This window comes from Aquibacillus rhizosphaerae, assembly GCF_030282825.1.
GTDB lineage: Bacteria > Bacillota > Bacilli > Bacillales > Amphibacillaceae > Aquibacillus_C > Aquibacillus_C rhizosphaerae.
On sequence record NZ_JASTZU010000051.1, the window covers coordinates 114,282 to 121,547 of the forward strand.

At 37.3% G+C, this 7,266-nt stretch carries 4 protein-coding genes; all 4 read left to right on the forward strand.

What is annotated here, in order from left to right; translation table 11 throughout:
* Positions 1-16 precede the first annotated feature (16 nt).
* The 4 genes from pcrA (at position 17) to QQS35_RS16515 (ending at position 7,168) form a co-directional block, all read left to right on the forward strand.
* Entirely contained in the window at positions 17-2,239 is a 2,223-nt protein-coding gene (gene pcrA, locus QQS35_RS16500) for a DNA helicase PcrA (RefSeq protein ID WP_407933977.1), read from the forward strand.
* Positions 2,240-2,257: 18 nt separating this feature from the next.
* The gene (gene ligA, locus QQS35_RS16505; RefSeq protein ID WP_285933325.1) at positions 2,258-4,264 is read left to right on the forward strand and encodes an NAD-dependent DNA ligase LigA; all 2,007 of its coding nucleotides are present in this window, start codon (positions 2,258-2,260) and stop codon (positions 4,262-4,264) included.
* Positions 4,265-4,276: 12 nt separating this feature from the next.
* Positions 4,277-5,443, forward strand: coding sequence for a CamS family sex pheromone protein (locus QQS35_RS16510; protein WP_285933326.1), 1,167 nt, complete (start codon positions 4,277-4,279; stop codon positions 5,441-5,443).
* A 492-nt stretch (positions 5,444-5,935) separates the two neighbouring features.
* The gene (locus tag QQS35_RS16515; RefSeq protein WP_285932552.1) at positions 5,936-7,168 is read left to right on the forward strand and encodes an IS110 family RNA-guided transposase; all 1,233 of its coding nucleotides are present in this window, start codon (positions 5,936-5,938) and stop codon (positions 7,166-7,168) included.
* Positions 7,169-7,266: the final 98 nt, after the last annotated feature.

Here is a 7,266-nt window from a genome sequence, read left to right on the forward strand (position 1 = left end):
CTTTGTGAGTCAAACTATGGATGACTTACTGAAAGGTTTAAATAATCGACAAAGAGAAGCGGTAAAACATACAGAAGGACCATTGCTGATTATGGCTGGTGCTGGAAGTGGTAAAACAAGGGTACTAACACACCGTATTGCATACTTATTAGGAGAGAAAGAAGTATCTCCGCGAAGTGTTTTAGCCATTACCTTTACAAATAAAGCAGCAAGAGAAATGAAAGATAGAGTGTATAATCTTGTAGGTCCCGAGGGCGCTAGTATATGGGTTTCTACGTTCCACTCGATGTGTGTGCGCATTCTTAGAAGAGATATTGACAGAATAGGAATCAATAGAAATTTCTCCATTTTGGATAGTGGAGATCAACTGACTGTAATTAAAAATATATTAAAACAAAAAAATATTGATCCGAAAAAGTTTGAGCCAAGAGCAATGCTTGGAGCGATAAGTTCGGCAAAAAATGAATTGATTACACCAGAAGAATATAGCAAACAAGTTGGTAATTTCTACGATCAACAAGTTGCCCAAGTATTCGAAGCGTATCAAAAAACATTACGTAAAAATCAATCGTTAGATTTTGACGATTTAATTATGCAAACTATTCAACTGTTCGACCGAGTTCCAGAGGTTTTAGAATATTATCAAAGACGCTTTCAGTATATCCATGTCGATGAGTATCAAGATACAAACCACGCCCAATATTACTTGGTTAAACAGTTAGCGGCGCGTTTTAAAAATCTGTGTGTTGTAGGTGACTCTGATCAATCGATTTATCGCTGGAGAGGTGCAGATATCCAGAATATCCTTGATTTTGAAAAAGATTATCCAAACGCAAGTGTAGTTTTACTAGAGCAAAACTACCGATCCACAAAATCAATTCTAGATGCAGCCAATAAAGTAATTGATAATAATACTGGTCGTAAACCGAAAAAATTATGGACAGATAATACAGAAGGTGCGAAACTTCATTACTATCAAGCGGCAACAGAGCAAGAGGAAGGCTTATATGTCGCTAATAAATTAGAAGACTTTATCACATCCAATACATTTAATTATAAAGATGTAGCTGTACTATATCGGACAAATGCACAATCTCGTTCGATTGAGGAAACATTTGTGAAAGCAAATATTCCATACCAGATTATTGGTGGGACTAAGTTCTATGATCGTAAAGAAATTAAAGATATGCTAGGGTATTTGCGTTTAATCGCTAACCCTGATGATGATTTAAGTTTTGCACGTGTTGTTAACGAACCAAAACGTGGAGTAGGAAAGACGTCGTTAGATAAATTACAAGCTTATGCTGCTGATCATGATATTTCTTTATATACTGCGGTCCAAGAGGTTGATTTTATAGGTGTAAGTGCAAAAGCTACAAAATCATTAGCTGAGTTTGGAAACTTAATTAAAAATTGGACAGCGCAACAAGAGTTTTTAACTGCGACAGATATGGTTGATGAAGTTCTTAAACGGACAGGCTATGAACAGATGTTGATAAACGAACGTAGCATTGAATCTCAAAGTCGTTTAGAAAACTTAGAGGAATTCAAAACAGTTACGAAGCATTTTGAGGAAAGTAGTGAGGATAAGACACTCCTAGCATTTTTAACAGACTTGGCGTTAATCGCTGATATTGATCGTGTTGATGATGACCCATTTGCAGACAACAAAGTGACACTGATGACACTTCACTCTGCGAAAGGATTAGAGTTCCCGGTTGTGTTTTTAATTGGAATGGAAGAAAACGTCTTTCCTCATAGTCGATCGATAATGGATGAAGAAGAAATGCAGGAGGAGCGGAGACTTGCATACGTAGGGATTACTAGAGCGGAGAAGGTATTACACTTAACACATGCAAAATTGCGTATGCTTTATGGAAGAACAAATATGAATCCTGCTAGTCGGTTTATTCGTGAAATTCCTAAAGAACTGATTGAAGGATTGGAAGAAGTAAATCAAACAACGTCCGGTTCTATGTCCGGTTCGCCTATCCAGCAACAACCAAATCCTTTTGCAGCACCAAAGAGAGCCGCAAAAAAAATCCAAACAAAATCCACAACGGGTGGGGAATCGATTGGATGGCAACCAGGTGACAAGGCTAACCATAAAAAGTGGGGGCAAGGGACAGTTGTCAAAGTAAATGGTCAAGGTGAGGGTCTGGAATTAGATATCGCTTTTCCGGCACCGACTGGTATCAAAAGACTATTGGCTAAATTTGCACCAATCACAAAAGAATAAATTGAGGTGTGTTTTGCTATGGATCAAGCTCAAGCTGAAAAAGAAATAGAAATATTAAAGAAACAATTAGATAAGTACAATTATGAATATCATGTTCTGGATAATCCGACAGTTTCCGATTATGAATATGACAATAAAATGAAACAATTAGGCGAATTAGAGACGGCATTCCCATCGTTACTAACAGCTGATTCCCCTTCACAACGAGTTGGTGGAAAGCCGTTAGAAGCGTTTGAAAAAGTACAACATAACGTTCCCATGTTGAGCCTAGGCAATGCGTTTAATGAAGATGATTTACGTGCATTTGACCGAAGAGTTCGTGACGGACTTGATGTGGAAACTGTTTCATATGTTTGTGAACTTAAAATAGACGGTTTAGCTGTTTCCTTACGTTACCAAAATGGAGTATTTGTTCAAGGTGCAACGCGTGGAGATGGAGAAATCGGTGAAGATATAACAAGTAATTTAAAAACAATTCGAAGTATCCCTTTACGAGTGGAACTAAATGATACGATAGAAGTTCGTGGCGAGGCCTTTATGCCGCAAAAATCATTCCTATCTTTGAATGAGAAAAAAGAAATCAACGGGGAAGAACCTTTTGCTAACCCCCGAAATGCCGCTGCGGGTTCACTTCGTCAACTAGATCCCAAAATCGCAGCTAAACGAAATTTAGATATCTTTTTATATGCAGTCGGGCAATGGGAAGCAGGAACGTTAACAGCACATAGTGAACGTCTTGACTACCTTCAAACGTTAGGATTTAAAACGAATCCGGAATGGCGTAAATGCGCTAGTATTGATTATGTTATTGACTATGTGAATAGCTGGATCGAAAAAAGAACCGATTTAAGTTATGATATTGACGGGATTGTAGTGAAAGTCGATCGTTTAGACTATCAAGATACATTAGGATTCACAGCTAAAAGTCCACGATGGGCTATTGCATATAAATTCCCTGCTGAAGAAGTGACAACAAGGTTATATGATATTGAACTTAGTGTTGGGCGAACTGGTGTTGTAACGCCAACAGCGCTATTAGAGCCAGTTAAAGTAGCTGGTACGACAGTTCAACGTGCATCGTTGCATAATGAAGACCTAATACGTGAGAAGGATATCCGGATAAACGATACCGTCATCATAAAAAAAGCAGGAGACATTATTCCTGAAGTTGTGCGTGTTATCATCGATCAGCGAAAAGGTGATGAGCAAGTGTTTGCTATGCCAAAAAAATGTCCAGCGTGTGGTAGTGAGTTAGTTCGTTTAGAAGAAGAAGTGGCACTGCGCTGTATTAATCCGAGTTGTCCTGCTCAACTCAAGGAAGGATTAATTCATTTTGTGTCGAGAAACGCGATGAATATCGATGGGTTGGGCGAAAAAGTAATTGAACAGTTATTTGATGAGAAATTAACTCATACAATTTCTGATCTCTATAAATTAAATAAAGAAGAACTGTTACAATTAGAGCGTATGGGAGAAAAATCTGTTGAGAATTTGTTACAAGCTATTGAGGCTTCTAAACAAAACTCGTTAGAGAAGCTATTATTTGGTTTAGGCATTCGGTTTGTAGGTGCAAAAGCAGCTAAAACGCTAGCGGTGCATTTTGAAACAATTGATAATTTACTTGATGCCACCTTTGAAGATTTTGTTGCGGTCAATGAAATTGGTGAAAAGATGGCAGACTCACTCGTTCGCTATTTTGCTGAAATCCAGGTTAAAGAACTAATTGTTGAGTTAAAATCATTAGGAATAAACATGGACTATAAAGGCCCAAAAAAATCAGAGCAACCAGAAAATTCTCTATTCAAGGATAAAACGATCGTTTTGACAGGAAAACTCGAAATTTTTTCAAGGGATGAAGCAAAAGAAAAGATGGAAGCGTTAGGTGGCAAGGTGACCGGTAGTGTTAGTAAAAAAACTGACCTTGTTATTGCTGGTGAAGACGCTGGGTCAAAATTAGAAAAAGCAGAAAAACTTGGAATAGAAGTATGGAATGAACAGCAGCTAAAAGAGGCCTTGGAGAAGTAGGGGAGGAATACGATGAAAATAAAAAGCTTGTTACTACTGTGTATGCTTCTAATTATGACTAGCTGTGCACCCTCGTTCAATCAACCAGATGAGGTAGTAGAAGAAACGCAAGATGAAACAGGACAAGAAACAGCGATTATTCCAAAATATAAAATAGCAGATGAGAATTATCGAGTATTGCTAGATTATAAATTGAGCCAATCACGAGGTGTAATAGTAAATCAGGTTGCTAACCGTTTAGATATAGATGAAATGGAAGAGGGTCTTCGAAGGCATTCGATAAGCTATTATGACCCAGATAACTATTTTTTCCAAGAGGGCCAATACATTACTGAAGATGTCCTTTATAGTTGGTTGGGAAGGTATGAAGAAGGCGAGTCTGAACAAGGGCTTAACCCTGAGGTTCCTGATACTGAGGGTCTAGATACGGAAGAATTGAAGAAAATTGAAGAAGATAACCCTAAATACTTATCACATATATTAGAACAAGATTATCTAACAAAAACCGATGATGATGTTGTTCAATTAGGTGGAATCTCAATCGGGATTGCACTTAAGTCAGTATATCGTTATCAAACGGAAATAGGTGGACCGTATTATTACGAAGATATAAGTATGAGTGAGATGTTAGTGGAAGGAAAAAAGATTGCTCAAGAAGTATTGACCCGTACGCGTCAAATCGAAGAACTAGCTGATCAAAATGTACCAATTATGATAGCTTTATACCGTGAAGAGGCACAGGATTCGCTCGTTCCAGGTCGTTTTGTTGCTAGAACAAGTGTATCGGGAGATAGTTCATCTATCGGTGAATGGCAGACAGTAAACGAAGAGTATGTATTATTTCCCTCTAGTAACGGGAAAAACAAGTATCCTGATACTTGGGCCAATTTAGATGACTTTGAATCTGATGTAAGTGAATACTTCCCTAACTATGTTAGTGTAATAGGAAAAGGTTTTTATATTGACGAACAATTACAAAAATTGACGATTGAAATACCAATTTCATTTAACGGTAAAGCAGAAATTATAGGATTTACCCAATATGTATACGGACTTGTGATGGAAGGCTTCCAAACACATTACGATTTAGAAATAAATATTACATCTAGCGGGGAACAAGAAAGCTTAATCACCAGAAAATCTGGAGATGATGAGCCGTATGTTCATGTTTATCATTAAAAGAATATAAGGGGTAACAAGACTTTACTAGATGTTACAATTGGACGGGGATATTTGTTTATCCTCGTCTTTTTAAAAAGTATTTTTTCATAGTTTGCTTTGCTTGTTATTTCGCCGTTGGTATAAAGTCCGGAGTAACTTGCTTTCATTCTATTTAAGATGAGTGGTTAATCCAACGCTACGGAAAAATACTCCCTTTCCGGGGGCGGCAGCTTAGCCTCCCTCGGTCACACAGAACGCTTCCTTGAAAACCCACATGTCCAACCAGACACCGCAATGGATGAAAATGGGTTTAGAGGGTTAATGATGAATTATCCTGTTAATCATAGTAACGCAGGTCTAAGGTCGTTTCTTTTTTGGTGGACATAAACCCCGACTTGAAAACCGATCTATTGTATTCATGAGTATCGCTGATTGTTGCCATAGAGCACGTGTATAAAAATACTCGCTCGAGAATACATGACCTAGCATATAAACAAGGATGGGTTAATTATGGATGCTATTTTGGAACGAGTTGCAGGACTTGATGTTCATCAAGAGACAGTTGTTGCGTGTGTATTATATGGTCATTTAGACTACAAACCCAAAAGAAAGACAAAAACATTTGGAACGACAACAAAAGAATTATTAAATCTACAGGACTGGCTTGCAGAACTTAAGGTAACAGATGTTGCAATGGAAAGTACTGGAGTCTATTGGAAACCAGTTTGGAACATTCTAGAGGGGAGTTTTACACTTGTGCTTGCCAATGCACAACGAATCAAGAATGTACCTGGTAGAAAAACTGATGTATCCGATGCTTATTGGATCGCAAAACTGTTACGTGCAGGACTCGTTGAATCTAGTTTCGTTCCACCTATAGAAATAAGAGACTTACGAGATTTAACACGATATCGTCGAAAGCTTTTAGGTCATACAACATCCGAAAAAAATAGAATCCATAAAATATTACAAGATGCCAATATCAAATTGAGTACCTACATCACAGATCTATTCGGTGTATCTGGACGTGCTTTATTAAAAGCGATTCTCAATGGAGAAGTAATAGAATCCGACCAAGTAATGGGAATGGTAAAAACAACACTCAAGAAAAAAGTGCCCCAAATCGTGGAAGCTTTAAACGGTCGAGTTCGCCTTCATCATCGAGAACTGATTACAATGCATTATGACCACCTCCTTTACATTGAGAAACAAGTCGAAGAATTAGAAAGTAAGATTGCTCAATTAGTAACCCCCTATCAGGAAGAGATTAACTTATTAATAACCATTCCGGGTATTAAAAAAGATGCAGCAGCGACCATCTTAGCGGAAATAGGTATTGATATGTCTAACTTTCCAACTGATAGACACCTATCATCATGGAGTGGACTTAGCCCTGGTAATAATGAAAGTGCCGGTAAAAAAAAAGGTTCCAAATCGAACAAAGGAAATAAAGGTTTAAAAGCAGTCCTATGCCAAGTAAGTTGGGCTGCAATGAAAAAGAGGGACAGTAGGTTAGCTTCCTTTTATTATCGTTTAGTAAAAACACGTGGACCAAGAAAAGCAAATATGGCACTAGCACATTTAATATTAAAAATTATTTACCAGATGTTAAAAACAAAAACTTCATATGAAGAATTAGGTTGGGACTACCTTCCAAAAAAAGAAAGGAAAAAAGATTACTTTATAAAAAAACTTCAACATATGGGCTATGAAGTAGATATTCAAGAAATCAAACCCGCATAAATATTTTAATAGCCAAATTTTTTAAAATGAATTTATTCATTTTAGGGAGAGTACTTTTTTGCGCCAAAATTATTGAAAACCTCCATTTTCGTATAAAA

What these genes read in the sequence shown, in the direction of transcription:
- ligA (WP_285933325.1), top strand. Translation starts at nt 2,258, where the DNA reads ATGGATCAAGCTCAAGCTGAAAAAGAAATAGAAATATTAAAGAAACAA.
- pcrA (WP_407933977.1), top strand. Translation starts at nt 17, where the DNA reads ATGGATGACTTACTGAAAGGTTTAAATAATCGACAAAGAGAAGCGGTA.
- QQS35_RS16510 (WP_285933326.1), top strand. Translation starts at nt 4,277, where the DNA reads ATGAAAATAAAAAGCTTGTTACTACTGTGTATGCTTCTAATTATGACT.
- QQS35_RS16515 (WP_285932552.1), top strand. Translation starts at nt 5,936, where the DNA reads ATGGATGCTATTTTGGAACGAGTTGCAGGACTTGATGTTCATCAAGAG.